Raw genomic sequence first — 1,079 nt, forward strand, 5'->3', positions numbered from 1 at the left:
TAAGTTGATCAGATAAACTATCTGCATTGGTGTTATAATCGGTAATCAGATGACTTATTGCCTGTTCTTATGAAATCGAATATCACACTGTCTGAACCAGAACGTATTACATTACAACAACTTGCTTTGAACCACATACATCGGGACATCCGTACGCGAGGAACGGGGTTACTCATGCTTGCCAGAGGCATCAAACCCCGTCAGATCGCCGAGGAGATAGGATGTAGTCTCAGAGTTATCTATGACTGGGTTCACGCCTGGCATGATTCAGGGATAGCGGGATTATTAGGGGGCCATGTCGGTGGTCGATATCCCGCCATGACACCTGAGATGATTGCCACCGCGGTCGAATCCGCTCGCGCAGAATCTCTGACGCTAGCCCGAATCGCACAGAAAGTTGAGGATAAGCATGGCCCTTTGCCCTGTACACTGGAGACGCTGGCTAATACCCTGAAAAGACAAGGATTAACCTATAAGCGAGCTCGCTTGTCTTTAAAAAAAACGCAATGAAGCGGAATTTGCTGAAAAAGCCGCCTTGTTGAATAAAATGAAGGCGGGCGCACGGTCAGGTCATTACCGTCTAGTCTATTTTGATGAGGCGGGTTTTTCTGCCTCCCCACCGGTACAATATGGATGGAGTCCACGAGGTAAGCCCCATGAAGCAGAGCCTCAAAGCTCTGTCAGACGGTCAGTGCTAGGTGCGCTAAATTACACTGATAACACGCTGTTTTATCAGATAATATCAAGCAGTGTCACGCGGAGTAATGTCATTGATTTTTTAGCGCAGGTTGCCCAACAAGGAGATCATCGCCTGACAGTTGTCGTGTTAGATAATGCGCCTATCCATCATGGGATCGATGAAAAAATTAAAAATCGCTGGTTACGAGAGCACAACCTGTTTTTACTTTACCTTCCCGCCTACAGCCCAGAACTGAATCTGATTGAAATCGTCTGGAGGGAGGCGAAATACCACTGGCGACGTTTTATCACCTGGACTCAGGAAACCATGGAATATGAGATCAATACATTATTAGCTGGTTATGGTGACCAATTTGCAATTAATTTCTCTTGAGGACTTA

Annotated in this window: 2 protein-coding genes; both read left to right on the forward strand. The window is 46.2% G+C overall.

Translation table 11 applies throughout. The features are described 5' to 3' along the window. The first annotated feature begins 69 nt into the window (after positions 1 to 69). A complete protein-coding gene (locus tag Xedl_RS19725) occupies positions 70 to 510 on the forward strand; it encodes a helix-turn-helix domain-containing protein (protein WP_074025423.1) in 441 nt (146 codons plus the stop codon). A 37-nt stretch (positions 511 to 547) separates the two neighbouring features. Next, positions 548 to 1,072, forward strand: coding sequence for an IS630 family transposase (locus tag Xedl_RS19730; RefSeq protein WP_074025426.1), 525 nt, complete (start codon positions 548 to 550; stop codon positions 1,070 to 1,072). Positions 1,073 to 1,079: the final 7 nt, after the last annotated feature.

The sequence above is a fragment of the Xenorhabdus eapokensis genome (genome assembly GCF_001908105.1).